The 24,185-nt window shown below is 68.1% G+C and carries 27 protein-coding genes; 10 read left to right on the top strand and 17 right to left on the bottom strand.

The genetic code is table 11. The features are described from left to right. The first annotated feature begins 65 nt into the window (after nucleotides 1-65). From lipB to ACMGER_RS06865, 3 genes are all read left to right on the top strand, one after another. The gene (gene lipB / locus ACMGER_RS06875) at nucleotides 66-743 is read left to right on the top strand and encodes a lipoyl(octanoyl) transferase LipB (protein ID WP_436811696.1); all 678 of its coding nucleotides are present in this window, start codon (nucleotides 66-68) and stop codon (nucleotides 741-743) included. A 79-nt stretch (nucleotides 744-822) separates the two neighbouring features. Then, nucleotides 823-1,092 carry a hypothetical protein gene (locus tag ACMGER_RS06870; protein WP_436811345.1) on the top strand — a complete coding sequence of 90 codons (270 nt, stop codon included), beginning with the start codon at nucleotides 823-825 and terminating at the stop codon, nucleotides 1,090-1,092. Nucleotides 1,093-1,256: 164 nt separating this feature from the next. Beyond that, nucleotides 1,257-1,934, top strand: coding sequence for a hypothetical protein (locus ACMGER_RS06865; protein WP_436811344.1), 678 nt, complete (start codon nucleotides 1,257-1,259; stop codon nucleotides 1,932-1,934). Between the two features lie 36 nt (nucleotides 1,935-1,970). On the opposite strand, the gene queE is transcribed toward ACMGER_RS06865, so the two are convergent. The 7 genes from queE to ACMGER_RS06830 form a co-directional block, all read right to left on the bottom strand. Continuing rightward, complete coding sequence (gene queE / locus ACMGER_RS06860; RefSeq protein WP_436811343.1) at nucleotides 1,971-2,603, bottom strand: 7-carboxy-7-deazaguanine synthase; 633 nt, start codon at nucleotides 2,601-2,603, stop codon at nucleotides 1,971-1,973. Further along, nucleotides 2,600-3,283, bottom strand: coding sequence for a 7-cyano-7-deazaguanine synthase QueC (gene queC, locus ACMGER_RS06855; RefSeq protein WP_436811342.1), 684 nt, complete (start codon nucleotides 3,281-3,283; stop codon nucleotides 2,600-2,602). The genes queE and queC overlap by 4 nt, the downstream gene beginning before the upstream one ends. Nucleotides 3,284-3,446: 163 nt before the next feature. Then, a complete protein-coding gene (locus ACMGER_RS06850; protein ID WP_436811341.1) occupies nucleotides 3,447-3,860 on the bottom strand; it encodes a DUF3617 domain-containing protein in 414 nt (137 codons plus the stop codon). A gap of 102 nt (nucleotides 3,861-3,962) precedes the next feature. Next, nucleotides 3,963-4,877 (bottom strand): Hsp33 family molecular chaperone HslO, encoded by a 915-nt coding sequence (hslO, locus tag ACMGER_RS06845; protein WP_436811340.1) that lies wholly within the window; start codon nucleotides 4,875-4,877, stop codon nucleotides 3,963-3,965. 111 nt (nucleotides 4,878-4,988) lie between these two features. Further along, complete coding sequence (gene argF, locus ACMGER_RS06840; protein ID WP_436811339.1) at nucleotides 4,989-5,930, bottom strand: ornithine carbamoyltransferase; 942 nt, start codon at nucleotides 5,928-5,930, stop codon at nucleotides 4,989-4,991. 142 nt (nucleotides 5,931-6,072) lie between these two features. Next, nucleotides 6,073-7,269 (bottom strand): aspartate aminotransferase family protein, encoded by a 1,197-nt coding sequence (locus tag ACMGER_RS06835; protein ID WP_436811338.1) that lies wholly within the window; start codon nucleotides 7,267-7,269, stop codon nucleotides 6,073-6,075. A gap of 110 nt (nucleotides 7,270-7,379) precedes the next feature. Next, entirely contained in the window at nucleotides 7,380-8,225 is an 846-nt protein-coding gene (locus ACMGER_RS06830; protein WP_436811337.1) for an ABC transporter permease, read from the bottom strand. 62 nt (nucleotides 8,226-8,287) lie between these two features. Between ACMGER_RS06830 and ACMGER_RS06825 the strand changes: the two genes are divergently transcribed. Further along, complete coding sequence (locus tag ACMGER_RS06825; RefSeq protein WP_436811336.1) at nucleotides 8,288-8,911, top strand: GcrA family cell cycle regulator; 624 nt, start codon at nucleotides 8,288-8,290, stop codon at nucleotides 8,909-8,911. A gap of 3 nt (nucleotides 8,912-8,914) precedes the next feature. Here the strand turns inward: ACMGER_RS06825 and ACMGER_RS06820 are convergent, their stop codons facing one another. Then, nucleotides 8,915-9,352, bottom strand: coding sequence for a MarR family transcriptional regulator (locus ACMGER_RS06820; RefSeq protein ID WP_436811335.1), 438 nt, complete (start codon nucleotides 9,350-9,352; stop codon nucleotides 8,915-8,917). Nucleotides 9,353-9,588: 236 nt separating this feature from the next. Between ACMGER_RS06820 and ACMGER_RS06815 the strand changes: the two genes are divergently transcribed. After that, on the top strand, nucleotides 9,589-11,481 hold the full coding sequence (locus ACMGER_RS06815) for an asparagine synthetase B family protein (RefSeq protein ID WP_436811334.1): 1,893 nt from the start codon (nucleotides 9,589-9,591) through the stop codon (nucleotides 11,479-11,481). A 59-nt stretch (nucleotides 11,482-11,540) separates the two neighbouring features. Then, nucleotides 11,541-11,936 (top strand): lasso peptide biosynthesis B2 protein, encoded by a 396-nt coding sequence (locus ACMGER_RS06810; RefSeq protein ID WP_436811333.1) that lies wholly within the window; start codon nucleotides 11,541-11,543, stop codon nucleotides 11,934-11,936. Between the two features lie 7 nt (nucleotides 11,937-11,943). Here the strand turns inward: ACMGER_RS06810 and aguB are convergent, their stop codons facing one another. The 3 genes from aguB to ACMGER_RS06795 are packed head-to-tail and all read right to left on the bottom strand — an operon-like array spanning nucleotide 11,944 to nucleotide 15,396. Continuing rightward, on the bottom strand, nucleotides 11,944-12,792 hold the full coding sequence (gene aguB / locus ACMGER_RS06805) for an N-carbamoylputrescine amidase (protein WP_436811332.1): 849 nt from the start codon (nucleotides 12,790-12,792) through the stop codon (nucleotides 11,944-11,946). Continuing rightward, a complete protein-coding gene (locus ACMGER_RS06800) occupies nucleotides 12,789-13,766 on the bottom strand; it encodes an agmatine deiminase family protein (protein WP_436811331.1) in 978 nt (325 codons plus the stop codon). Before ACMGER_RS06800 ends, aguB begins: the two co-directional genes overlap by 4 nt. Nucleotides 13,767-13,776: 10 nt before the next feature. Continuing rightward, nucleotides 13,777-15,396 carry a M28 family metallopeptidase gene (locus ACMGER_RS06795; RefSeq protein WP_436811695.1) on the bottom strand — a complete coding sequence of 540 codons (1,620 nt, stop codon included), beginning with the start codon at nucleotides 15,394-15,396 and terminating at the stop codon, nucleotides 13,777-13,779. Nucleotides 15,397-15,529: 133 nt separating this feature from the next. On the opposite strand from ACMGER_RS06795, the gene ACMGER_RS06790 reads away from it, so the two are divergent. Further along, nucleotides 15,530-17,521: an alpha/beta hydrolase family protein gene (locus ACMGER_RS06790; RefSeq protein ID WP_436811330.1), complete on the top strand. Its 1,992-nt coding sequence runs from the start codon at nucleotides 15,530-15,532 to the stop codon at nucleotides 17,519-17,521. Nucleotides 17,522-17,673: 152 nt separating this feature from the next. On the opposite strand, the gene rpsD is transcribed toward ACMGER_RS06790, so the two are convergent. After that, the gene (gene rpsD, locus ACMGER_RS06785) at nucleotides 17,674-18,288 is read right to left on the bottom strand and encodes a 30S ribosomal protein S4 (protein WP_436811329.1); all 615 of its coding nucleotides are present in this window, start codon (nucleotides 18,286-18,288) and stop codon (nucleotides 17,674-17,676) included. Between the two features lie 182 nt (nucleotides 18,289-18,470). Between rpsD and ACMGER_RS06780 the strand changes: the two genes are divergently transcribed. Next, complete coding sequence (locus ACMGER_RS06780) at nucleotides 18,471-18,773, top strand: chorismate mutase (RefSeq protein ID WP_436811328.1); 303 nt, start codon at nucleotides 18,471-18,473, stop codon at nucleotides 18,771-18,773. 11 nt (nucleotides 18,774-18,784) lie between these two features. Here the strand turns inward: ACMGER_RS06780 and ACMGER_RS06775 are convergent, their stop codons facing one another. Genes ACMGER_RS06775 through rpiB form a run of 5 tightly spaced genes read right to left on the bottom strand, consistent with a single transcriptional unit; the run spans nucleotide 18,785 to nucleotide 22,068 of the window. Beyond that, complete coding sequence (locus tag ACMGER_RS06775; protein WP_436811327.1) at nucleotides 18,785-19,039, bottom strand: hypothetical protein; 255 nt, start codon at nucleotides 19,037-19,039, stop codon at nucleotides 18,785-18,787. A gap of 59 nt (nucleotides 19,040-19,098) precedes the next feature. Continuing rightward, entirely contained in the window at nucleotides 19,099-19,833 is a 735-nt protein-coding gene (locus ACMGER_RS06770) for an RNA methyltransferase (RefSeq protein ID WP_436811326.1), read from the bottom strand. Continuing rightward, nucleotides 19,830-20,291 carry a transcriptional regulator NrdR gene (gene nrdR / locus ACMGER_RS06765; protein WP_436811325.1) on the bottom strand — a complete coding sequence of 154 codons (462 nt, stop codon included), beginning with the start codon at nucleotides 20,289-20,291 and terminating at the stop codon, nucleotides 19,830-19,832. The genes ACMGER_RS06770 and nrdR overlap by 4 nt, the downstream gene beginning before the upstream one ends. Beyond that, a complete protein-coding gene (gene glyA, locus ACMGER_RS06760; RefSeq protein WP_436811324.1) occupies nucleotides 20,291-21,619 on the bottom strand; it encodes a serine hydroxymethyltransferase in 1,329 nt (442 codons plus the stop codon). The genes nrdR and glyA overlap by 1 nt, the downstream gene beginning before the upstream one ends. After that, nucleotides 21,616-22,068 carry a ribose 5-phosphate isomerase B gene (rpiB, locus tag ACMGER_RS06755; RefSeq protein ID WP_436811323.1) on the bottom strand — a complete coding sequence of 151 codons (453 nt, stop codon included), beginning with the start codon at nucleotides 22,066-22,068 and terminating at the stop codon, nucleotides 21,616-21,618. The genes glyA and rpiB overlap by 4 nt, the downstream gene beginning before the upstream one ends. A 180-nt stretch (nucleotides 22,069-22,248) precedes the next feature. On the opposite strand from rpiB, the gene ACMGER_RS06750 reads away from it, so the two are divergent. Next, nucleotides 22,249-23,481, top strand: coding sequence for a BtaA family protein (locus ACMGER_RS06750; RefSeq protein ID WP_436811322.1), 1,233 nt, complete (start codon nucleotides 22,249-22,251; stop codon nucleotides 23,479-23,481). Next, nucleotides 23,482-24,177, top strand: coding sequence for a class I SAM-dependent methyltransferase (locus ACMGER_RS06745; RefSeq protein ID WP_436811321.1), 696 nt, complete (start codon nucleotides 23,482-23,484; stop codon nucleotides 24,175-24,177). Nucleotides 24,178-24,185 lie beyond the last annotated feature (8 nt).

The raw sequence follows: 24,185 nt of genomic DNA, 5'->3' as shown, positions 1-24,185 counted from the left end.
TGCGCTCGGCTTAGCCGATGGTCCTCGTCCTTGCCAATCGCCGCGGCCGCGCACATCTGGCGGTCATGTCCGATTTTCGCGAAGGCGTGGAGTGGCGCGTGGCGGCGGCGGCGGTCGATTACGACGCGGCAGTCGCCGAGATGGAGGCGCGGGCGGCCGCCGTCCAGGAGGGCAGCGCGCCCGAGCTCGTCTGGCTGCTCGAGCATCCGCCGCTCTATACCGAAGGCACCAGCGCCGACCCGGCCGAGCTGGTCGATCCGCGCTTTCCCGTCCATAGGACCGGGCGCGGCGGCCGCTATACCTATCATGGCCCCGGCCAGCGCGTCGGCTATCTGGTGCTCGACCTTTCCCGCCGCGGCCGCGACGTACGCTGCTTCGTTCATGCACTGGAAGGCTGGGTGATCGACGCGCTCGGCCGGATCGGCATCACCGGCTACCGCATTCCCGGCAAGGTCGGCATCTGGACGGAGGACGGCGGCGCGGAAGCGAAGATCGGCGCGATCGGCGTGCGCGTGAAAAGATGGGTAACACTTCATGGCTTTTCCGTGAACATCGCGCCCGACCTGTCCCATTTTCAGGGCATCGTACCGTGTGGCATCGCGGATTTGGGCGTTACCAGCGCCGCAACGCTGGGAATCGATTCTTCTCTGGAAACCTTCGACACGGCCTTGGCGTTGGGCTTCCCGACGTTTCTCGCCGAACTTGACGGGAGCGGAACAAAGCGTCTTGAGGGCGCAGCGTGAAGCGTTTAATGTCTACTGCGATTTGGGTATTAAAGGCCATCCAGCCAACCCGGATCGCCTTATTCTAGGGAGCTTCCAGATGCGTGCAATTCTTTCCAAGGTCGTCACCGGCTCGATGATCGCCGGCGCCGCGCTGCTCGTTTCGGCGTGCGGCGGCAACACCACGGAGACCACCAACACCGTCGTGACCGACGTCAATGCGACCGACGCCACCATGGATGGTACCGTCACCGACAACATGACCGCCGTCGACGGCGCGATGGGCAACGACGCGCTGCTCGCGAACGACACCACCGTCACCAACGACATGATGACCACCAACGAGACGACCGCCACCAACGCGATGTAATCTCGCACCCTGGTTGCTTGGTTCGAGGGGCCGTCCGGACGACCGGGCGGCTCCTTCGTTTTGGCGGCGTGGTGATGCTCCTCGAGCCGTCATGCGAAAAACTGCTTGGGAACGCGCGCTATTTTCCGTAATCGAAGGCCCGGAGTGTGCGTGAGAGGGGTCTGATGAAGCTGTTGCGTTCCCTGGCTGTTGCCGCCGCGACGATCGCGCCGGCCCTGATGGCGCAGCCGGCGTCGGCCCAGTTCTTCTTCCAGTCGCCGGACCTGCGCGGCGCGCCGGTGACCGGGGCTGAGCCGGGCATGATCGCGCAGGACCTTCCCGGCGCCACCCCGGCCGAGCTGCGCGCGGCGCTGGTATGGAACCTGCGTGCAGCGCTCAACGTCGCCGCGCTGCAATGCCAATTCGCGCCCTATCTGCTGACGGTGAGCAACTACAACAAGCTGCTCAGCGATCATGAAGCCGAGCTCAAGACGTCGTACGATACGCTCACCAAATATTTCATCCGCACCAACAAGACCAAAAAGGCCGGTCAATCCGCGTTGGACAGCTACGGCACCCGCGTCTACTCGAGCTTTTCGACGGTGGGGGCACAGCTCACCTTCTGCCAGACCGCTGCCGACATCGGCCATGCCGCGCTTTTCACTCCGCGCGGCAGCTTCGCCACGCTCGCCAGCGAGCGGATGCGGGAGATGCGCAACGCGCTGAAGCTGAGCGGGGAGCAGCGCTTCCCCTGGGGCATCAACCCGCGCCCGATCACGCTGCCGTCGATGGACCGCAAGTGCTGGAAGAAGGAAAGATGGTTGCCCAAGAAATGCGGCCCGCAGCACTGGGGCGGGGTTTAGGGCCGGCTAGGACATAGGCGAGTCAGAGAACCGTCTCTAACGCAATCCCAGCAGCTTGTGCGTCTGGAGCGACAGCCGCCACTTCGGCCGTTCCAGCGCGAACCTGACCGCCGCCTCGCGATTGGCCTCGGCCTCGGCGCTGTCCATCGGCTGGACGAGGAAATGGGCGAAGTCCCACGTCTCCAGCGCGTCGACGTCGGTTCCCGTCTGCGGCCACACCAGCTTCAGCTCGTCGCCCGAGCGCTGGACCACCTCGCTGCCCGCCTTGGGGCTGATGCACACCCAGTCGAGCCCGGGATGCGCCGGCAGCGTGCCGTTGCTCTCGATCGCGATCTCGAAGCCTTCGGCATGGAGCGCGTCGACCAGCGCGTCGTCGACCTGGAGCATCGGCTCGCCGCCGGTCAGCACCGCGAAGCGCCGCTCGCGCGCCGGCCCCCAGGCCCGCGTCACCGCCTCCGCCAATGCCCCGGCATCGGCGAAACGGCCGCCGCCGGCACCGTCGGTGCCGACGAAATCGGTGTCGCAGAACCGGCAGGTCGCGCTCGCGCGGTCCTGCTCGCGCCCCGACCAGAGATTGCAGCCGGCGAAGCGCACGAACACCGCGCGGCGCCCCGCGTTCACGCCCTCGCCCTGGAGCGTCAGGAACAGCTCCTTGACCGCGTAGCTCATGGCCTCGCGGCGTAGACGGTCGGGTCGGGAAGCCCGGCTTCCTCGAATCCCTTGGCGCGCAGCCGGCAGCTGTCGCACAGGCCGCAATGCACGCCGCCCGGCGCGGGATCGTAGCATGACCAGCTCATGCCGGCGTCGAGCCCCAGCCGAGCCGCCTCGCGCACGATGTCGGCCTTGGTCATGTGCTGGAGCGGCGCGCGGACGCGGAAGGGCCGGCCCTGGACCCCGGCCTTGGTCGCAACCTCCGCCAGCCTCTCGAATTCGGCGATGAACTCCGGCCGGCAATCGGGATAGCCCGAATAGTCGAGCGCGTTGACGCCGATGTAGATGTCGCGTGCGCCCGCCGCCTCGGCCCAGCCGAGCGCGAGACTGAGGAAGATGGTGTTGCGCGCCGGCACATAGGTGACCGGGATATCATCCCCCACCCCGTCCTTGGGCACGGCGATGTCGGCGGTGAGCGCCGAACCGCCGAACGCGGAGAGGTCAAGCGGCAGCACGACGTGGCGCTCGGCGCCCAGCATCGCGGCGATGCGCCGCGCGGCGGCGAGTTCGACCTGGTGGCGCTGGTTGTAGTCGATCGAAAGCGCGAGCAGCCGACGGCCGTCCTCGCGGGCGCGCGCGGCGGAGACGAAGGAATCGAGCCCGCCCGAGACGAGGACGACGGCAGTGGATCGAGTCATATCGGGTTCCCGCTACGTCCTCGCGCCCGCCGCCGCAACATCGGCGCACGAGAAAAGGGCCGCTCGGGAGCGGCCCAGTCTTCTCTAGTCAGCTAGGGAGAGAGCGTGCCCGTGAAGGCACGACGCCTTCATAACGAAAATTGGTAAACAAATCCTTAACGCCTCAGTTCCCGATCGGGCAGGCGCCGACCTTGCGACCTTCGATGTCGAGGTCGAAGGGGGCGCCCTCCTCGAGACCTTGGCTCTGGATGCGCACCAGCCGCGGCGTTTCGACGGTGATGGTGGTGCGGCCGCGCCCGGTTCCGGGACAGGTATAGCTGACGGTGGCGCGGTTAGGACCGTTCTCGATCACGAGCCGGCTGCACTCCGCGCCGCGGTGGCGCTGCTGGAACAGGCTGGCCGGATCGCGCAGGCACACCGAGCGGCTGACGCCGCTTGCCTCGCGCAGCTGCCACTGGCCGTGTTCGAGCCCCTTCAACGCCGCGAAACCCGGCGCCTGCGCGGGCGCGGCCATTCCCGCCAATCCGCACATCAGCAAACCGCCCGCCAGCCCCGTGCGGACAAGATTACGCACCATCGATCGTGCCTCCGTGTGACCCTGAGCGATCCAGCCGATCGAACCGCTCCCGTCACGATTTGCCGAGGGATGTGGGCGGCGAGCCGTGCCGTTGCAATGCCCTCAGACGCCGATGGTGGCGGCCTCGACCGGGAAGCTGGTCGCGCAGAAGACGCAATCCACGGTAATGACGCCATTTTCGTCCGCCATCGCCGCGCGTTCCTCCGGCGGAAATTTCGCGAGCACCTGGGTGATGTAGGCGCCGTCGCAGCGGCAGCCCTTGCTGAGCTCGGTCGCCTTCAGCAGCCGTACCTCGTCCTCCTCGTTGAACAGGCGCCACACCAGCGTCTCCAGGCTGACCGCCGGATCGCCGAGCTCGTCGGCGCCCATCGTCGCGCCCAGCGCCTCGACGTGATGCCATTCGGGATGGTCCTCGCGCGCCTGGATCCGCTCGCGGCCCTCCTCGCCCTCCGGCAGATGCTGGAGGAACAGCCCGCCCGCGATGCAGCGCCCGTCCGGCTGGCGCACCGAGCCCAGCCGGATGAGACTCGGGATCTGCTCCGACTGAAGGAAATAACTCTCCGCCGCGGCCGCGACGCTGTCGCCGTCGAGCGGGACGATGCCCTGATAGCGCTCGCCGGTCAGCGCCTGGTCGAAGGTGAGGGCGAGGTGGCCGGTGCCGAACAGCGCGAACAGCGAGGGTGCATCGCCGACTTGGCCGAGCCGATCGCGGTCGAACTGCACATAGCCGCGCAGCGCGCCGTCCTGATAGTCGCAGACCATCAGGCTGACGATGCCGCCGCTGGTCTGCGCCTGGAGCGTGAGCTGGCCCTTGGCCTCCTTGAGCAGCGAGCCCAGCAGCGCCGTCAGCGTCAGCGCCTCCGCGAGCAGCCGCTCGATCGGCGGCGGATAGGCGTGGGCGGCGAGAATCCGGTCGAGCACCGGCCCCAGTCGTGCGATCCGGCCGCGGGCGTGGCGGCCGGGAATGGTGAAGCCGATCACGCGGTCGAGATCGAGGGAAGCAATCTGGTCGGTCATCATCCTCGTCATCCCGGCGAAAGCCGGGATCTCGTGCCGCAGGCCGTTCGCGTCAGTTGCTTGAGATTCCGGCTTTCGCCGGAATGACGGACGTAGGAGCGTTCCACCCGCTTACAACCCGATCTGACCGAAGCACCAGCGCAGGATCGATTTCTGGGCGTGGAGCCGGTTCTCCGCCTCGTCCCAGATGCGCGACTGCGGGCCGTCGATCACCGCGGTCACCACCTCCTCCTCGCGATGCGCGGGCAGGCAGTGGAGGAACACGGCATCGGGCCTGGCGTGCGCCATTAGCGCCTCGGTCACCTGATAGGGCGTCATCGCCGACAGCTTCTCCTCGGCGTGCTCCTGACCCATCGAGATCCAGGTGTCGGTGACGACCACGTCGGCGCCCTCGACCGCGCGCAGCGGATCGCGCTCGACGCTCACCCGCGCATCGGTGCCGGCGAGCGCGACATTGGCCGCGTCGATCCAGCGCTGCTCGGGATCGTAGCCGGCGGGGATGCCGGCCGCGACCGAGAATTTGAACAGCCCCGCCGCCTCGACGATCGAGTGCAGCACGTTGTTGCCGTCGCCGAGCCAGGCCCATTTGAGCCCCGGCAGCGCCTTGCCGCTCTCGATCACCGTCTGCAGGTCGGCGACGATCTGGCAGGGATGCGATGCATCGGTGAGACCGTTGATCACCGGCACGCTGGCATGGCGCGCCATCTCCTCCAGCTTGGCATGGTCGTCGGTGCGCACCATGATCGCATCGCAGAAGCCGGAGAGCACGCGCGCGGTGTCGGCGATCGTCTCGCCGCGGCCCAATTGGCTGGTCGAACCGTCGAGGATCAGCGCCGATCCGCCGAGCTGGCGCATCGCCATGTCGAAGCTGACGCGGGTGCGGGTCGAGCTTTTCTCGAACACCATCGCCAGCACGCGGCCGGCGAGCGGGGCATCGGCGTCGGGCTGCCCCTTCGGCCAGCCGGAACGCGCGGCCTTGCGATCGATCGCGTCCGCCAGAATGGCTGCGATACCGTCCGCGCCGGCGGGGGCGAGATTCAGGAAGTGGTGCATCCTTCAGTTCCTCTCCGGCAGGGGGAGGGGGACCGCCGTGAAGCGGTGGCGGAGCGGGCCCGCCGCTCGCGAACCGCCTGCCGCACGCCCCCTCCACCAGCCTGCGGCTGGTCCCCCTCCCAGCAAGCGGGGAGGATCGAAATTAGTCGTCGCTCGCCGGCGCATAGGTCCGCGCTCCCGCGCTCAGCCGCTCGACGCATTCGGCGATATGGCTCTCGTCGATGATCAGCGGCGGCAGCACGCGGAACACATTCTCGCCCGCCGCGACCGTCAGCAGCCCGTGATTGTCGCGCAGATGCGCCACGAACTCGCGGCTGACCGCCGGCTCCTTCATCTTGATGCCGAGCATCAGCCCGAGCCCGCGGATCTCCTCGAACAGATGATCGTGATTGGGGATCAGCTGCTCGAACGCGGCGCGCAGACGCTCGCCCATGCGGGTGACGTGCTCGAAGAAGCCCGGCTCCAGCATCACGTCGAGGATCGCCTGCCCGGCCGCCATGCCCAGCGGGTTGCCGCCATAGGTCGAGCCGTGGGTGCCGAACGTCATTCCCTTCGCCGCCTCCTCGGTCGCGAGGCACGCGCCGAGCGGAAAGCCGCCGCCGATGCCCTTGGCCGCGGTCAGGATGTCGGGGGTGATGCCGTAATGCTCATAGGCCCACATCCTGCCGGTGCGGCCGTAGCCGCACTGGATCTCGTCGAGGATCAGCAGCAGGCCGTGCTCGTCCGCCGCCTTGCGCAGGCCCTGGATGAATTCGGGCGTGCCGGCGGTCATGCCGCCCTCGCCCTGCACCGTCTCGACCAGGAAGCCGGCGGTCTCGTCGTCGATCTTCGCCAATGCCCCTTGGAGATCGTTGAACGACACATAGTCGAAGCCCGGCAACAGCGGCTCGAACCCGTCGCGCATCTTCGCCTGGTCGGTCGCCGAGATCGCACCGAGCGAACGGCCGTGGAAAGCATTCTTGAAGGTGATCAGCTTGTGACGCTGCGGGTTGCCGTTCGCGTAATGGTAGCGGCGCGCGGTCTTGATCGCGCATTCGATCGCCTCGACGCCCGAGTTGGTGAAGAACACCGTGTCGGCGAAGCTCACGTCGACGATCCGCTGCGCCAGCGCCTCTCCCTGTGGGCTACCGTAGAGGTTGGAGACGTGCATCAGCGTCGCCGCCTGCTGCTGGATCGCCTTGGTGAGGTGCGGATGGCCGTGGCCGAGCGCGTTCACCGCGATGCCCGCGGCGAAGTCGAGATACCGCTCGCCGCGCTCGCCGATCAGATAGCAGCCCTCGCCTCGCACCGGCCGCACCCCGCACCGGGGATAGACGGGCATGAGGGGAGTGATGGCCACCGCGGGTCTCCTTCGTCGAAAAAGCAAAAGGCGGCCCAGCCGGACCGCCCGGAGCGCGCTTTTATCGGGCAGCAGGCCGGGGGGGTCAACACCACCTTCAGCTCCTGGGCTCAGCTCTTGATCTTCCAGCCCTTGCGCAGCAGCGTATAGCAGACGAGACCGAGCACGACGTCGAGCAGCAGCACCACGGTGCTGCCGACCCATAGCGGCGAATCGGAATGGCCGATGAAGCCGTAGCGGAAGCCCGAGATGATATAGAAGAACGGATTGAGGTGGCTGACCACCTGGAAGGCGGGCGCGAGCTTGTCGACCGAATAGAAGGTGCCCGACAGCAGCGTCAGCGGCCCGACCACGAAGTTGGTGACCGCCGCCGAATGATCGAACTTCTCGGCCCAGATCGACGTCAGCACCCCGATCAGCGCAAGGAACAGCGCCCCTAGCAACCCGAACCACAGCACCGCGAGCGGATGCACCGGGATCACGTGCACGCCCGGCCACAGCAGCATCGCCGCCCAGATGGCGGCCCCGACCATGAACGCGCGCGTCACCGCCCCGCCGACCAGCGCCGCCAGCAGCTCCGAGGTGGAGAGCGGCGGCATCAGATAGTCGACGATCGTCCCCTGGATCTTGCCGACCAGCAGCGAGAAGCTCGAATTGGCGAAAGCGTTGGTTAGCATCCCCATCACGATCAATCCCGGCGCGACGAAATCGGCGAAGGCCACCTGGGCACCGCCGACATGCACGGGGCTGCGCGCGCCCACCGCGACGGTGAAAACCGCCAGATAGAGGAGATTGGTCACCGCCGGGGCCCAGATCGTCTGGAGCTGGACCTTGAAGAAGCGGCGCACCTCCTTGATATAGAGGGCTCGCAAGCCGCCCCAGTTGACGTTCCGGATGACGGGCACGCCAGGGGCGGGGATCAAGGGATTGTGTACGGGCTGGGGCTGGTCGGCCATTGCGGCGTCACCTATGCGCTGCCGCGGCTCCCCGCAACCCGGGGGTGTGAAGAAGGACGGATATGAGCTGGAGCGAAGAGCGGATCGAGACGCTGAAGGCGATGTGGGAAGCGGGCCAGACCGCGAGCCAGATCGCCGAGGCGCTGGGCGGCGTCAGCCGCAATGCGGTGATCGGCAAGGCGCATCGCCTCGGCCTGCAGCCGCGCCCGTCGCCGGTGAAGCCCAACGAGCCCGAGGCGGCGCCCGCCCCAGCCAAGATCGCAGCCGCGCCCGCCCCTGCCGCCGAGGCGGCGCCCGCGCCCGCCGCGCCGCGCCCGGCTGCGCCGGAGCCGCGTCCCGCGTCCGACCAGCCGGTGCTGCGCTCGGTCGGGCCGGGCGGATTCGTCCGCCAGAACCCCGGCGAGCAGGCCCCGCCGATCGCGCCCGCGCCGCCGCGCCGCCTCGTGCCGGCCAGGCCCAGCGAGGCGATCGCCGGCAAGACCACGCTGCTCGATCTCAACGACAGGATCTGCAAATGGCCGATCGGCCATCCGGGCGAGCCGGACTTCCACTTCTGCGGCGAGAAGGTGAACCCCGGCTTCCCCTATTGCGTCGCGCATTGCGGTCACGCCTATCAGGCGCAGCTCCCGCGCCGCGACCGCCGTCCGCCGCCGCCGCTCCCCTACGGCGGTCCGCGCGTGCGCTGAGCGTCAGCTCAGCGATTCGCGCGCCTCGCGGAGCAATTTGGTCGCGCTGCCCAGCCGACGCTTGTCGAGCCTCGCCAGGAATTCGTCGGCGGTCGCGCGGCTGACCTTGTTGAGCGTGTCGAGCAGCGGCCGTGCGCGATCGGTGAGGCGGATGCCCTTGGCGCGGCGGTCGTGTGCGACCGGCACCCGCTCGATCAAACCCTGCGCCTCGAGCGCATGGAGCTGGCGCACCAGTGTCGGCCCCTCGATCCCGACGATGTCGGCCAGTTCGCGCTGCGTCATCACCTCGGTCGCCTGATCGAGCCAGTAGAGCACCGTCGACCGCGCCAGCGTCATGCCGCACGGTTTCAGCCGTTCATCGAGCTTGGCGCGCCACCGGCGGCTGAGCAGCACGGATTCGCGGATGAATTCGAGCTCCGCATGGTCGGGAAGATAGGCCATGGCGCACCTTGCCACGAAGTGCTTCAAAAGCAAGTTGTTGCCAGATGATGCGCCGTACCGGCGAGTTGCGGACCGGAATATGCTTAAATCGACACCGTTTCGGCGCCTGCCCGGACCTCCGATCGAGAGCCGGCGACTGGATGCGACGGCGTAGCGCCGAAACGGAGCAATCCGAATATTCTCCGGCAAGGCACAGCGGGGTTTGAATTGGCCGTCCTCCAGCTGGCGAGCCATCCATGAGCATCTGCGGCCGCGCCGCGACCGATCCCGACGCCCCGCTGCCGATCGACCGCACGCTCCGCGCGGTCACCATCGGACCGGCACGGACCGCACGGCAATGGAGCGCGGGCGGCGTGCGGCTGGCCGTCGCCGACGATGCCGCGCTCGCGACGGCGCCGGGCGCGTGCGCCGCGCTGTTCGACGGACAGCTCCACAACGCCGCGGACGTGGCGGCGGCACTCGGAAGCGACGCACCGGCAGGCGATGCCCCCGCCCAGCTCGCACTCGCCGCTTATCGGCGCTGGGGCGAGGACTTCGTCGACCGGCTGATCGGCGATTACGCCTGTGCGGTCTGGGACGGCATCGGCCGCCGGATGGTGCTCGCGACCGATCCGGGCGAGATGCGGCCACTGTTCCACTGGCTCAGCCCGGACGGCGAGCTGCGCTTCGCCAGCGAGATGGGAGCGCTTTGGGCCGAAGGCGACGTGCCCCGCAGCCTCGACGAGGATCGCGTCTGCGAATGGCTGACGCTGCTGCCGATGGAGAGCGGGCGTACGCTCTTTACCGGCATCGCGCGCGTGACTGGCGGTACCGCGGCGGTCTGGGAGGCCGGCAGGCTGCGCACCACGCGCTGGTGGCGGCCTGAGCGGCTGCCGATGCTGCGGCTTCGCGACGACGCGGATTATCCCCGCGCCGTGCTGGCGTGCCTGGAGGAGGCGGTCGCCTGCCGTATCGTGGGCGACGAACGCATCGGCAGCCATCTGAGCGGCGGGCTCGACAGCAGCGCGGTGACCGCCCTGGCCGCGCGGAGGCTGGCCGGCGAGGGGCGTAGTCTCACTGCCTTCACCGCGGCGCCGGACCACGGCTTCACCGAGCGGCCCGGCCGCTTCGGCGACGAATGGAGCCATGCCGCGCGCGTCGCGGCGATGCACGCCAATATCGAGCATGTCCGCATCTCGAACACCGATACGCCGCTCGAAGAGGTGCTCGACCACCGCACGCAGGTGCAGGACGTGCCGCTGCTCAACCTGTCCAACACCGTCTGGGGCAATGCGATCGATCGCGAGGCGCAGGGCCGGCGGATCGGCGTGATGCTGGTCGGTCAGATGGGCAACATGAGCTTCAGCTACGACGGCGGCGAGCTGCTGGGCATGTCGGTGCGCCGCGGCCGCATCGACCGCGTGGCGGCGACGCTGCTGGAGATCCGCCGCGCGCAACGGTGGCGCTGGACGACGCTGGCCGGCGCCTTCGCCGATGCCGCATGGCCCGAACTCGCACGCCGGCTGCGCAAGCTGGTCGGCAAGGGGCCGCCGGAGTTCTTCGACTATTGCGCGATCGACCGCGACTTCCTGCGCGCGCGCGGCCGCGAACGGGACGTGCTCGCCTATGGCGGCGACCTCCGGCGCCTCGGCGGCGGCGACAGCCGGGTGCTGCGCCTCGCCGCGCTCGCGCGCAGCGGCATCCGCGGCGATTTCGCGCGCACCAGCCGCCGCCTCTACGGCGTCGACACGCGCGATCCGACGATCGACCGCCGCCTGTTCGAGCTGTGCCTCACCATCCCCGAGGAGCAGTTCCTCCATCGCGGCGTGCACCGCGCCGTCGCGCGCCGGGCGCTGCGCGGCGTCCTGCCCGAAACGCTGGTCGACGAATATCGCAAGGGGCTGCAGGCGGCCGACTGGGCGCACGGCTTCGAAGCGGCGCTGTCGGGGCTCAACGCCGAGGTCGCGCGACTGCGCGAGAGCCGGGGCTCGACGAAATGGATCGACCTCGACCGTGTCCAGCACATGCTGGACGCCTGGCCGGGCGCCGACGCGGCCGGCCGGCTGATGACGACCGAATACACCACCGCCGTCAGCCGTGCGATCGCCACCGGCCGGTTCATCCGCAAGATCGAAGGGGGCAACGCCTGAGCCGGCGGTCGCGCCTGGTCGAGCGCTGGCGCGCACGCCGCCCGGATGAACGGCGGGCATTGATAGAGGCGTGCGTGGCGCTCGCCGCCGCGTCGCTGTTCGTAAAATGCCTGCCGTTCCGCCGGATCGCCCGCTTTGCCGCGCGTCCGCCGGTCCGACCTCCGCCTGCCGATCCGTCGCGGACCGCCGACACGGTCGCCTGGGCGGTGCGCGCGGCCGCGAGACGCGCCCGCTTCCGCGCGGTCTGTATCGAGCAGGGGCTTGCCGTGCAGTGGATGCTGCATCGTCGCGGCATCGCGGCGACGATGCACTATGGAGTCGCGCAGGATCCCGCACGCGGCCTCATTGCGCATGTCTGGGTGCGGATCGGCGACCGCGACGTGATCGGCGGCGACACCGCCGGCCGTTTCACGCCGCTCGCACGGTTCCCCGATGCGCCGCCGCTGCCCGGCTGACCGGCCGTCACACGTCCTGCACCAACCGCGCATAGAGCTCCGGCCGGCGATCGCGGAAGAAGCCGAACGCGGCGCGGTGGCGCTTGACGCGGTCGAGGTCGAGCGTCGCGGTGATCAGCCCCTCCTCCTCCCGGCCCAGCTCGGCGAGGATGTCGCCGCGCTCGTCGGTGATGAAGCTGGTGCCGTAGAAGGTCTGCCCATGCTCGGTGCCGATCCGGTTGGCGGCGACCACCGGCACCACGTTGGACACGGCATGGCCCACCATCGCTCGGCGCCATAGCCGTGCGGTGTCGAGCCCCGGATCGTGCGGCTCGCTGCCGATCGCGGTCGGGTAGAACAGCACCTCCGCGCCCATCAGCATCATGGCGCGGGCGGTCTCGGGATACCATTGGTCCCAGCACACCCCGACGCCGAGCGTCGCGCCCGGCCCGTCCCACACCTTGAAGCCGGTGTTGCCGGGGCGGAAATAGAATTTCTCCTCGTAACCGGGGCCGTCGGGGATGTGGCTCTTGCGATAGACGCCGGCGACCTTCCCGTCCGGGCCGATCATCGCGAGGCTGTTGTAGTAATGCGGCCCGTCCGCCTCGAAGAAGCTGGTCGGGATATGGATGCGAAGTTCCTGCGCGAGCGCCTGCATCGCCCTGACCGCCTTGTGCTCGCCGACCGGCCTCGCATTGGCGAACAGCCCCTCGTCCTCGACGCGGCAGAAATATTCGCCCTCGAACAGCTCGGGCGGCAGCACGACCTCGGCGCCCTTCGCCGCCGCCTCGCGCACCAGCGCGGACACGCGCGCGATGTTCGCGTCGATGTCGTCGGTGAAGGCGAGCTGGAGCGCGCCGACGGTGATCTCGGTCATCGGGTTCTCGGAATCTGTTGCGAAATGCAGTGGAAGCTGCCGCCGCCGGTCAAGATATGATCGGCGCGCAGCCCGACAACCTCGCGGTCCGGAAAGATCCGGCCGAACGCCGCCACCGCCGCCTGGTCGTTGGGCTGGCCATAAAGCGGTACCACCACGCTCGTATTGCCGATGTAGAAGTTCATGTAGCTCGCCGGGATGATTTCCTCCTCGCGGCTCAGCACCCGGCCCGGCGAGGGCACGCGGACGATCTCGATATGGCCGAACCGCTCGGCGCTCTCGGCAGCGGCCTGATAGACGCGCCAGTTGGGATCGTTCTCGAACGCCTCCGGGATCGCCAGCACGCCCGGCGCCACGAACCGCGCGAGATTGTCGACATGCCCGTCGGTATGGTCGTTGAGCAGCCCCTCGCCCAGCCACAGCACCGAGGCGATGCCGAGATCGCGCTTCAGCCGCTCCTCGACCTCGGCGCGGCTCATGCCGGGATTGCGGTTGCGGTTGAGCAGGCATTGCTCGGTGGTGACGATCAGGCCGGTGCCGTCGCCGTCGATCGCGCCGCCCTCGAGGATCCAGTCGCACGCGTCGGTCTCGATGCCGCGCAGCACCGCCAGCCGCGCGCCGATGTCCTCGTCGCCGGGGAGGTCGTACTTGCCGCCCCAGCCGTTGAAGCGGAAGTCGCGTGCGGTGCCGTCGCCGGTGACGATCGCCGCCGTGTCGCGCAGCCAGATGTCGCCGAACGGCTCCATCACCACGCCGGCGAACGGCGCGAGCCGCTCCGCCGTCTCGGCCGCCTCGATATTGGCGGCGACCAGCAGCACCTTCTCGCCGCGGCCGTCGGCATGGACCGCGCGCGCGAAGGCCGCGACCTCGGCCTGGGCGGGCCCGAGGTCGCGCTCCCACAGCTCGGGATGGCTGGGGAAGCCGATCCATACCGCCTTGTGCGGCGCCCATTCGGGGGGAGGAGGACGTGTCATGCGCGCGCCCTTAGCGCCCGGCGCGGCTCTTGTCGCGGATCGCGCGGAACTCGTCGCCCGGCACCCAGTTCGGCCAGGCGGTCGAATTCCCCAGCTCCCGGCCGATCTGGTAGAACAGCGTCAGGTCCTGGACGACGCCCGACCAGTCCCAATTGGGGTCATATTCGTCCTTCGGGCCATGATAGCGGTTCTTCGTATAATCCTCGGCCGCCGCCTTCCCCGCCGCGACGCCGCCCTTCACCAGGTCGTCGCCCGAATCGACGTAGAGCATCGGCACGCCGTGCTTGGCGAAGCTGAAATGGTCGGAGCGGTAGTAATAGCCGTTCTGCGGCATCGGATCGGGATCGGCGCGGCGGCCCTGGCGGGCAAGCGCGCGGTCGAGATAGGCATCCAGCTCCGACTTGCCCTTGCCGATCACCACGACGTTCCGCGACGGTCCGGCGAGCGACAGCGCGTCCATGTTGATGCCGCCGACGGTCCGGCTGAGCGGATAGACCGGGTGGTCACCGTAATATTCGGAGCCGAGCAGGCCCGATTCCTCCGCCGTCACCGCCAGGAATACCTGGCTGCGCGCGGTCGGGCCGGCCTTGGCATGTGCCTCGGCCAGCGCGACCAGCGCCGCCGTGCCCGAGGCATTGTCGATCGCGCCGTTGCAGATGTCGTCGCCGTCCCGCGCCGCCTCGCAGCGGCCGAGGTGATCCCAATGCGCGCTGTAGAGCAGATATTCGTTCGGCGCCTTGGTTCCGGGCAGGATGCCGATCACGTTCTTCGACGCATGTTTGCGCACGCCGACGTCGAAGCCGACCGACGCCTTCACGCCGGTGAGCGGCACCGCCTTGAAGCCTTTGACCTTGGCCGCCGCGGCAAGCTTCGCGAAGTCCTGCCCAGCACCGGCGAACAGCCTCTTCGCGGCGTCGAGCTGGATCCAGCCGACCGCCGCGCTCTGGTCCATATGGCCGTTGGCGGCGTCGGCGACCTGCTGCGGTCCGGTCCAGCTCGACTGGACGACGTTCCAGCCATAGGCGGCCGGCACGCTGTCATGGACGATGATCGCCGCGGCGGCGCCCTGCCGCGCCGCTTCCTCATACTTGTAGGTCCAGCGGCCGTAATAGGTCATCGCACGGCCGTTGAAGGGCCCGTCCAGCGTCGTGCTCTCGTAATCGGGATCGTTGACCAGGATGACGACGGTCTTTCCCTTGGCGTCGATGCCGGCATAGTCGTTCCAGCCCTTTTCGGGCGCGTTGATGCCATAGCCGACGAAGACGACCTCGCTGTCCTTGACGTCGGTGCGCGGCGTCACGCGATAGCTGGCCACCACCATGTCCGGCCCGTAGCGCAGCGACAGCGGCGCCCCCGCGCCGGTGAAGACGAGCGGGCTCACGTTCTTCGCGGTGAGCTCGACCAGCGGCACGTCCTGGAACCAGCTCCCGTTGTTGCCGGGCTTGAGCCCCGCCTTGGCGAAACGATCGGCGAGATAGGCGAGCGTCTTCTGCTCCCCAGGAGTTCCGGGCGCGCGGCCTTCGTAGGCGTCGGAGGAGAGGGTCTTTGTGACGTCCTTGAGCGTGTCGACGGAGATTGGCGAGGTGGTCTGGGCGAGCGCCGGCACGCTGCAAAACGTCAGGCCAGCCATGATCAACAGGCGCATCTATGGTCTCTCGATGACGATCGGAGCCGCGTTGTGGCAGCCCGCCAGCACCGCCGCAAGCGCTTGCAGTCCTGCGGCGGAATGCTAGCCTCGCATGAGAAGGGGGCTGGGGGACTCGATGAGGAAATTGCTGGGATGCTTCGCCATCGCCGCGGCGATGGCGATGCCGATTGTGGCGCGCGCGGCCGACGACGCCGCGGTGCGGTTCGGCGCGCGCGACAATGTGCTGGACGTCAGCATCTCGCCGGACGGCAAGTCGCTGGTCATCCTGCAGCCCAATGGCGCGCGGGGAACGATGGCCTCGGTGGTGCGGCTCGACGGAAACGGACCGCCGGCGATGAAGGGCATCCTCTACGCGAGCGGAAGCCCGGAGCGGCTGACCTTCTGTCGCTGGTCGACCAATGACCGCCTGATCTGCGGCCTCTACCTCATCGACGCCGTCTACGGGAAGAAGCGGGCCGGCACGCGCCTGCTTTCGGTCAACAGCGACGGGAGCGAGCAGAAGGCCCTGACCGCGCGCGGCAACGACCGCTCGCTCGGCATCGCACTCGGCGGCGGCGAGGTGATCGACTGGCAGGGGGACAATGAGGACGGCTCGGTCCTGATGTCGCGCTGGTACATACCGGAGACGACCACCGGCCATATCATCAGCAGCGAGCGCGAAGGCTACGGCGTCGAACGCGTCAATACCCGCACGCTGGCGCGCAGGATCGTCGAGACGCCGAACAAGCTGGCGGTCGAGTATATCACCGACGGCCATGCGAACGTGCGCATGATGGGGCTCGCCCCGCGCAATACGGTCGGCCAATCCACGAGCCTCGTCGAATATCGCTATCGCAGAAAGGGAAGCAGGGAGTGGCTGCCGTTCGGCACGGTCACCTACTCCAATTACCATGCGACCGGCTTCGTCCCTTATGCGGTCGATCCCGATCTCGATGTCGTCTACGGGTTGGAAACCGTGAACGGCCGGACGGGGCTCTACAAGGTCGCGCTCGATGGAAGTCTCCGCAAGGAGCTGGTGTTCGATCGGCCGGACGCCGGAATCGACGAATTGCTGACGATCGGCCGCCAGAACCGGGTGGTCGGCGCGAGCTGGGTCACGGACAAGCGCAAGGTGGCGATGTTCGATCCGGAGCTCAGCAGATTCTCGGCCGCGCTGTCCAAGGCGCTGCCGGGAGCGCCGCTCGTCAACATCGTCGACGCCAGCGCCGACGAGCAGAAGCTGGTCGTCTTCGCCAGCAGCGACACCGATCCCGGCCGCTTCTATCTGTACGACAAGGCAAGCAAACACCTGGCAGAGATCCTGCCGGTGCGCCCGCTGCTGGCGCAGACGAAGCTCGCGACGGTCAAGCCGATCACCTACCCCGCCGGCGATGGCACGATGGTGCCCGCCTATCTGACGCTGCCGCCCGGGAGCGACGGCAAGAACCTGCCCGCGATCGTCCTGCCGCACGGCGGCCCGACCTATCGCGACGAATGGAACTTCGACTGGCTGCCGCAATATTTCACCAGCCGCGGCTATGCGGTGGTCCAGCCCAACTATCGCGGATCGAGCGGATACGGGATGGAATGGTTCCAGCAGAACGGCATCCGATCCTGGCGCACCGCGATCGGCGACATCGACGATGCCGGGCGCTGGCTGGTGAAGTCCGGGATCGCCGATCCGTCGAAACTGGCGATCGTCGGCTGGTCCTATGGCGGCTATGCCGCGCTGCAATCGGCGGTGGTCGACCCCGCCTTGTTCAAAGCGATCGTCGCGATCGCCCCGGTCACCGACTTCGGCATCGTCCGCGAGCAGGAGGAACGGGATGGCGGCGAGACGCCCGAAACGCTCGACGCGATCTTCGGCGACGCGGCCACCGCGCAGGAGGGCTCGCCGGCACGCCACGCCGATCGCTTCGTCGCGCCGGTGCTGCTGTTCCACGGCGACGTCGATCAGAATGTCGCGATCGGCCAGTCGCGGCTGATGCAGGATCGCTTGAAGGATGCCGGCAAGAAGGCGGAGCTCATCGAGTACAAGGGACTTGACCACCAGCTCGACGACAACGCCGCGCGCGCGCACATGCTCGATCGCGCGGACAAGTTCCTGCGCGCTTCGATGGGAATGTGAGATACGAAAAGGGCGGCGCCTTGCGGTGCCGCCCTTTCGTTTGGTCTTGGAAAGTGCCGCGGCGAAGCCGCGTCGTCGGACGGCGCTTTTGGCGCCGCCGGCCGTTCGCGCTGATGGGTTCGCTCGAATTCAGCTGGCGCTAAATTCTCGCATCAGCGCGAATAGAACTCGACCACCAGGTTCGGTTCCATCTTCACCGGATACGGCACCTCGTCGAGCGTCGGCACGCGGGTGAAGGTGACCTTGGCATTGCCGTCCGGCGCGACATAGTCGGGAATGTCGCGCTCGGCGAGGCTCTGCGCCTCCATCACCAGCGCCATCTCCTTGGCCTTGTCGCCCAGCGTGATCTCGTCGCCCGGCTTCACCTGGCGGCTGGCGATATTGCACTTGACGCCGTTGACGCGGACGTGGCCATGGCTGACGAGCTGGCGCGCGGCGAAGATCGTCGGAGCGAACTTGGCGCGATAGACGATCATGTCGAGCCGGCGCTCGAGCAGACCGATCAGGTTCTGGCCGGTGTCGCCCTTCATGCGGGCGGCCTCGACATAGGCCTTCTTGAACTGCTTCTCGGTGACGTCGCCGTAATAGCCCTTGAGCTTCTGCTTGGCGCGCAGCTGGATGCCGAAGTCCGACATCTTGCCCTTGCGGCGCTGGCCGTGCTGGCCGGGGCCGTACTCGCGCTTGTTGACCGGGCTCTTCGGGCGACCCCAGATGTTCTCGCCCATCCGGCGATCGAGCTTGTACTTGGCGCTGCTGCGCTTCGACATCGGTAAATCCTTGCAATTGCTAACGACGTTGGTCCCGGTATGCCGCTCTGCTGATCCATGGAGGAAGGCAGGGCCACCGCTTCACCGGGGTGCGGGGCCGATTGCGAAGGCGCGCGCCTAGCCGTGCTTTCCCGCCAAGTCAAGCTGGACAGACCCCGCGCTGCCCGCCATCAGCCGCGCCCATGACAGAGATCCTCGATCCCGAAGACTGCAAGACGATGCTGGAGGTCCGCGCCGGCGTCGACGACGTCGACCGGCGGCTGATCGCGCTGCTGAGGCGCCGCTTCGGCTACATGGACGCCGCCGCCCGCATCAAACCGGAGCGAAACCATGTGCGAGACGAGGCTCGCAAGGCGCAGGTGATCGCCAACGCCCGCGCCGCCGCCGAGGCGGCCGGGATGCCCGGAGACGCCATCGCCGACCTGTGGGACCGGCTGGTCGAAGCGTCGATTGCCTATGAGTTCGAGGCGTTCGACCGGCGCTGAGTAGAGCCCGGCTAACGGCTCATGGTGCGAAGGTCTTGCATGCGCTCGATATTGGCACGATTGGCGGTGTCGATCGCATTCCACTCGGCGCGGGTGTGACAGACGCGCTTGCCGCCCATGATGCTGCCGGTCGGAGCAGGCTCTCTCCGGCAGATCTTGCGGTCGGGATCATCCTTCTTCTCGGTCGCGGGCTTCGGGTCCTGCGCCTGAGCGATCAGCGGAACGGATACAAAAGCGGCAAGAGCAAGCAACCTCAACGGCACCATAAAGATCCCCCTGGTCGATTCGCAGTATTGTTAGCTTGCTCGCCGACAAAAATCACCGATCAGATGCGCGGCCGTTTCTTTCCGTCGAGCGCCGACAGCACGCCGCGCAGGGTCCGCAGCTCCTGGCTCGACCAGCCGGGCTTCGTCAGCAGCGTACGCAGCGTCCGCCTGGTCGCGGGAACGCGATCAGGCGGGTAGAAATAGCCCGAGCGGTCGAGCATCGCATCGAGCTGTCCGATGAGGCCGTCGAGCTCCTCCTGCGGCGCAGGAGGATCGAGCTCGACCGCGGGTGGGCTCTCCAGGGCCGCGCCCTTCGACCATTCATAGGCGACCAGGATCACAGCCTGCGCCAGGTTGAGCGAGCCGAACTCGGGATTGATCGGCACCGTCACGATGGTGCGGGCGAGCGCGACGTCGTCGGTCTCGAGTCCCGACCGCTCGGGACCGAACAGGATCGCCGAGCGGCCCGCCTCGCGGCGGATCGAGTGTGCGGCCTCCTCCGGCGTCACCACCGGCTTGGTCACGCCGCGCTTGCGCACCGTGGTCGCATAGACATGCGCGCAGTCGGCCACCGCCTCGGCGACGCTGTCGAACACGCGCGCATCCGCGAGCACCATGTCCGCGCCGCTCGCGGCGGGACCGGCGGACGGATTGGGCCAACCGTCGCGCGGGGCGACCAGCCGCATCTCGGTCAGCCCGAAGTTGAGCATCGCCCGCGCCGCCTTGCCGATGTTCTCACCGAGTTGCGGACGGACCAGGACGATGGCAGGCGGCGGAGAGGAACCGGCGCTCACCCTCGTCCCGCCTCGCTGACATTGCCGGCGAACTCCTCGAAGTCCTTGGCTTCCCGGAAATCCTTGTAGACGCTGGCGAAGCGGATGTAGGCGACCGAATCGAGCCCCTTCAGTCCCTCCATCACCAGTTCGCCGATGCGGCTCGCCGGCACCTCGCCGTCGCCCTGCGTCTCGAGCTGGCGCTGGATGCCGGAGACGAGCTGCTCGATCTGCGCCGAATCGATGCCGCGCTTGCGGCAGGCGACGGTGATCGAACGCACCAGCTTGTCGCGGTCGAACGGCTGGCGGCGCTGATCGCTCTTGAGCACGGTGAGCTCGCGCAGTTGCACGCGCTCGAAGGTGGTGAAGCGCGCACCACACGCCTCGCACTGCCGCCGCCGCCGGATCGCCGCCCCGTCCTCGGTGGGGCGGCTGTCCTTCACCTGGCTGTCCTCATGGGCGCAGAACGGACAGCGCATCACGCATCAGGATAGATGGGGAAATGCTCGCACAGCGCGCGCACCCGTTCGCGGACATTGGCCTCGGTCTGCGCGTCGCCTGTCTCGCCGTTCTTCCTGAGGCCGTCGAGCACGTCGGCGACCATGTTGCCGATCTCGCGGAACTCGGCCGGGCCGAAGCCGCGTGTGGTGCCGGCCGGCGATCCGACGCGGATGCCGCTGGTCTTGACCGGCGGCAGCGGGTCGTTGGGGATGCCGTTCTTGTTGCAGGTGATCGCGGCGCGCTCCAGCGCCTCGTCGGCGTCCCTGCCGGTAACGCCGAGCGGGGTCAGGTCGACCAGCGCGAGATGCGTGTCGGTACCGCCCGAGACGAGGTCGGCCCCGCGCTCGGCCAGCGTCGCCGCCAGCACCTTGGCATTCTCGACCACCGCCGCGGCATAAGTCTTGAACTCGGGCCGCAGCGCCTCGCCGAACGCGACCGCCTTGGCGGCGATGACGTGCATCAGCGGCCCGCCCTGAAGGCCCGGGAACACCGCCGAGTTGATCTTCTTGGCTACGCCCTCGTCATCGGTGAACACCGCACCGCCCCGGGGCCCGCGCAACGTCTTGTGGGTGGTGGTGGTGACGACATGGGCGTGCCCGAACGGCGAGGGATGGACGCCGCCCGCGACCAGCCCGGCGAAATGCGCCATGTCGACCATGAAATAGGCGCCGACCTCGTCCGCGATCGCGCGGAACCGGGCGAAGTCGATGTGGCGCGGATAAGCCGAGCCGCCGGCGATGATCAGCGTCGGCCGATGCTCCTTGGCGAGCCGTTCGACCTGTTCGAAGTCGATGAGATGGGTGTCGGGGGTCACGCCGTACTGGACGGCGTTGAACCACTTGCCGCTCATCGCCGCGCGCGCGCCGTGTGTCAGGTGCCCGCCCGAATCGAGGCTGAGGCCCATGATCGTGTCGCCGGGCTTGGTCAGCGCCAGCATCACCGCGCCGTTGGCCTGCGCGCCCGAATGCGGCTGGACGTTGGCGAAGTCGCAGCCGAACAGCGCCTTGGCGCGGTCGATCGCGAGCTGCTCCACTTCGTCGGACGGGTGGCAGCCCTGATAGTAGCGCTTGCCGGGATAGCCCTCGGCGTATTTGTTGGTGAACACCGACCCCTGCGCCTCGAGCACCGCCTTCGAGACGATATTCTCCGAGGCGATCAGCTCGATCTGGTGCTGCTCGCGGTCGAGCTCATGGGCGACCCCCGCGAACACCGCGGGATCGGCATCGGCGAGATTGCGGGTGAAGAAACCGCCCTCTACCTTATAATTGGCTTGCTGGACGTCGCTGAAAAGGGCCTGGCTGCTCATCGGGCATCTCCGTCGAGGTCGGGGGCGCCGAGCTTCTCGACGCGGCGGGTGTGGCGGTCACCGAGGAAATCGGTGGCGAGGAAGGCGGTCACGCAGGCCTTGGCCATATCGATGCCGGTCAGCCGCGCGCCGAGCGCGATCACGTTGGCATCGTTGTGCTGGCGGGCGAGCGTCGCCGAATAGGGTTCGGAGATCAAAGCACAGCGGCAGGCGCGCTCGCGGTTGACCGCGATCGAGATGCCGATACCCGACCCGCACAGCGCGACGCCGCGATCGGCCTGCCCCTCGGCGATCGCGCGCGCGAGGCGGTAACCGAAGTCGGGATAGTCGACGCTTTCCGTGCTCTGAGTGCCGAGATCGAGCACATCGTGCCCTTCCCCGCTCAGCCATTCGGCCAACGTCTGCTTGAGGGCGAACGCGGCGTGATCCGCGGCAATGGCGATGCGCATGAAGGCGGCGGCTGTCCTTTGCGAAGGAATGTGCCGCCCACCTAGTCCTTCGCGGGCGCGAATGCCACCCCGATCAAGCACCCGATCGTCGTTCCCCGTCACGAAACTGACACCATGCTGGCCTAGCGCCAATGAAATCCGTAAGATGCGGACTTTCCGAGCGGAGCATCGAGTTCAGACATGGGGCTGTCAGCCAAGGCGCCGGGCAACCGCGCCGTCCGGGGGGCGGTTCACCGCCACGAGCATCTCTCGAAGCAAGGGCTGCTCGAACGCGCCTTCACCTTCGCCTTCCGCGGCCTGGTCTATGCGCAGATCTGGGAAGACCCCGAGGTCGACATGGAAGCGCTGGCGATCCAGCCGGACAGCCATGTCGTCGCCATCGCCAGCGGCGGCTGCAACGTCCTCTCCTATCTGACCGCGGGCCCTAAGGCGATCACCGCGGTCGACCTCAACACCGCCCACATCGCGCTCAACCGGCTGAAGCTCGCCGCTGCGAAGCACCTGCCCGACTATCCGGCATTCCACCGCTTCTTCGGCGAGGCCGATTCGAAAGAGAACATCCGCGCCTACATGCACCATGTCCGCCCGCATCTTGACGAGACGACGCGACGCTATTGGGAGGGCCGCGAGCTGATCGGGCGGCGGCGCATCTCCGGTTTCGCCAGCGGCTTCTACAAGCGCGGCCTGCTCGGCGGCTTCATCGGCCTCGCGCACCTGATGGCCAAGGCGTACGGCATCGATCCCAAGGTGATGCTCGAAGCCCGCACGATCGACGAGCAGCGCGAGATCTTCCGCACCAAGTTCGCGCCGTTCTTCGACAAGAAGTTCGTGCGCTGGGTGATCGACCAGCCCGCATCGCTGTTCGGGCTCGGCATCCCGCCCGCTCAGTATGAGTCGCTCGCCTCCGACGATCCCGAGGGGATGCGCACTGTGCTCAGGCGCCGGCTGGAGAAGCTGGCCTGCGACTTCGATCTCGCCGACAATTATTTCGCCTGGCAGGCGTTCGGCCGCGGCTACGGCAAATCGCCCGACGCGCCGCGGCCGCCCTATCTCAAGCCCGAGAATTACGAGGCCGTGGTCGAGCGCGTCGACCGGGTCGAGATCCGGCACGTGAACATGACCGATCATCTGGGGTCGCTGCCCGATCAATCGCGCGACCGCTACATCCTGCTCGACGCGCAGGACTGGATGACCGACGAGCAGCTGACGGCGCTGTGGACCCAGATCACCCGCACCGCCCGGCCGGGCGCGCGCGTGCTGTTCCGCACCGCCGCCGCGCCGTCGCTGCTGCCGGGACGCATTCCGCAGGAGATCCTCGACCGCTGGGATTACCGCGCCGGGGAGTCACTCGATTATACCCGGCGCGACCGGTCGGCGATCTACGGCGGCGTCCATCTCTACGTGCTCAGATAGATGGCGGACGGCGACGCGCGCGACCCTGCGCGCCATATGGATGCAATCTATCGCAGCCAGCGGCACTTCTACGATCTCACCCGCAAATATTACCTGCTCGGCCGCGACCGGCTGATCCGCGAGCTGGCGCCGCCGCCGGGCGGCAGCGTGATCGAGGTCGGCTGCGGCACCGCGCGCAACCTGATCGCGGCGGCGAAAGCATGGCCGGAAGCCCGCTTCTTCGGCTTCGACATCTCGGAGGCGATGCTGGAGACCGCGCGCGCCTCGGTCCGCCGCGCCGGATTGGAGGGGCGGATCGCACTGGCTCCGGGCGATGCGACCAGCTTCGATCCCAAGGCGCTGTTCGGGCTCGACGCACCCGATCGGGTGTTCATGAGCTACACGCTCTCGATGATCCCCGACTGGCGCCGTACGATCGCGCGCGGCGCCGAGGTGCTGGGACCCGGCGGATGTCTCACGATCGTCGATTTCGGCCAACAGGAGGGCCTGCCCGCCGCCTGGCGCCGGCTGCTGTTCGCCTGGCTCGCCAAGTTCGACGTGACGCCGCGCGCCGAGCTCGAATCGGCGGTCCGTGCCGTCGCCGCGGATCAGGGCCTCACGGCGGATTTCCGCCCGCTCTACCGCGGTTACGCATGGAGCGCCGCGCTGTCGCGCCCCGGACGCAATTCGCTCGAAATGGCGGCCATTATCCCGTAAGAAGCGTT

It is taken from the genome of Sphingomonas astragali (genome assembly GCF_051400615.1).
Taxonomy (GTDB): domain Bacteria; phylum Pseudomonadota; class Alphaproteobacteria; order Sphingomonadales; family Sphingomonadaceae; genus Sphingomonas.
This window is presented reverse-complemented; position numbering and strand designations above follow the sequence as displayed.

Coding starts and splice junctions, on each gene's coding strand:
- ACMGER_RS06815 (WP_436811334.1), top strand. CDS start 9,589: ATGAGCATCTGCGGCCGCGCCGCGACCGATCCCGACGCCCCGCTGCCG.
- ACMGER_RS06800 (WP_436811331.1), bottom strand. CDS start 13,766: ATGACACGTCCTCCTCCCCCCGAATGGGCGCCGCACAAGGCGGTATGG.
- queE (WP_436811343.1), bottom strand. CDS start 2,603: ATGAGCTACGCGGTCAAGGAGCTGTTCCTGACGCTCCAGGGCGAGGGC.
- queC (WP_436811342.1), bottom strand. CDS start 3,283: ATGACTCGATCCACTGCCGTCGTCCTCGTCTCGGGCGGGCTCGATTCC.
- aguB (WP_436811332.1), bottom strand. CDS start 12,792: ATGACCGAGATCACCGTCGGCGCGCTCCAGCTCGCCTTCACCGACGAC.
- ACMGER_RS06745 (WP_436811321.1), top strand. CDS start 23,482: ATGGCGGACGGCGACGCGCGCGACCCTGCGCGCCATATGGATGCAATC.
- ACMGER_RS06775 (WP_436811327.1), bottom strand. CDS start 19,039: ATGGTGCCGTTGAGGTTGCTTGCTCTTGCCGCTTTTGTATCCGTTCCG.
- ACMGER_RS06780 (WP_436811328.1), top strand. CDS start 18,471: ATGACAGAGATCCTCGATCCCGAAGACTGCAAGACGATGCTGGAGGTC.
- lipB (WP_436811696.1), top strand. CDS start 66: ATGTCCGATTTTCGCGAAGGCGTGGAGTGGCGCGTGGCGGCGGCGGCG.
- ACMGER_RS06750 (WP_436811322.1), top strand. CDS start 22,249: ATGGGGCTGTCAGCCAAGGCGCCGGGCAACCGCGCCGTCCGGGGGGCG.
- hslO (WP_436811340.1), bottom strand. CDS start 4,877: ATGACCGACCAGATTGCTTCCCTCGATCTCGACCGCGTGATCGGCTTC.
- ACMGER_RS06795 (WP_436811695.1), bottom strand. CDS start 15,396: ATGGCTGGCCTGACGTTTTGCAGCGTGCCGGCGCTCGCCCAGACCACC.
- ACMGER_RS06830 (WP_436811337.1), bottom strand. CDS start 8,225: ATGGCCGACCAGCCCCAGCCCGTACACAATCCCTTGATCCCCGCCCCT.
- ACMGER_RS06865 (WP_436811344.1), top strand. CDS start 1,257: ATGAAGCTGTTGCGTTCCCTGGCTGTTGCCGCCGCGACGATCGCGCCG.
- glyA (WP_436811324.1), bottom strand. CDS start 21,619: ATGAGCAGCCAGGCCCTTTTCAGCGACGTCCAGCAAGCCAATTATAAG.
- ACMGER_RS06870 (WP_436811345.1), top strand. CDS start 823: ATGCGTGCAATTCTTTCCAAGGTCGTCACCGGCTCGATGATCGCCGGC.
- rpsD (WP_436811329.1), bottom strand. CDS start 18,288: ATGTCGAAGCGCAGCAGCGCCAAGTACAAGCTCGATCGCCGGATGGGC.
- rpiB (WP_436811323.1), bottom strand. CDS start 22,068: ATGCGCATCGCCATTGCCGCGGATCACGCCGCGTTCGCCCTCAAGCAG.
- nrdR (WP_436811325.1), bottom strand. CDS start 20,291: ATGCGCTGTCCGTTCTGCGCCCATGAGGACAGCCAGGTGAAGGACAGC.
- ACMGER_RS06790 (WP_436811330.1), top strand. CDS start 15,530: ATGAGGAAATTGCTGGGATGCTTCGCCATCGCCGCGGCGATGGCGATG.
- ACMGER_RS06820 (WP_436811335.1), bottom strand. CDS start 9,352: ATGGCCTATCTTCCCGACCATGCGGAGCTCGAATTCATCCGCGAATCC.
- ACMGER_RS06850 (WP_436811341.1), bottom strand. CDS start 3,860: ATGGTGCGTAATCTTGTCCGCACGGGGCTGGCGGGCGGTTTGCTGATG.
- ACMGER_RS06825 (WP_436811336.1), top strand. CDS start 8,288: ATGAGCTGGAGCGAAGAGCGGATCGAGACGCTGAAGGCGATGTGGGAA.
- argF (WP_436811339.1), bottom strand. CDS start 5,930: ATGCACCACTTCCTGAATCTCGCCCCCGCCGGCGCGGACGGTATCGCA.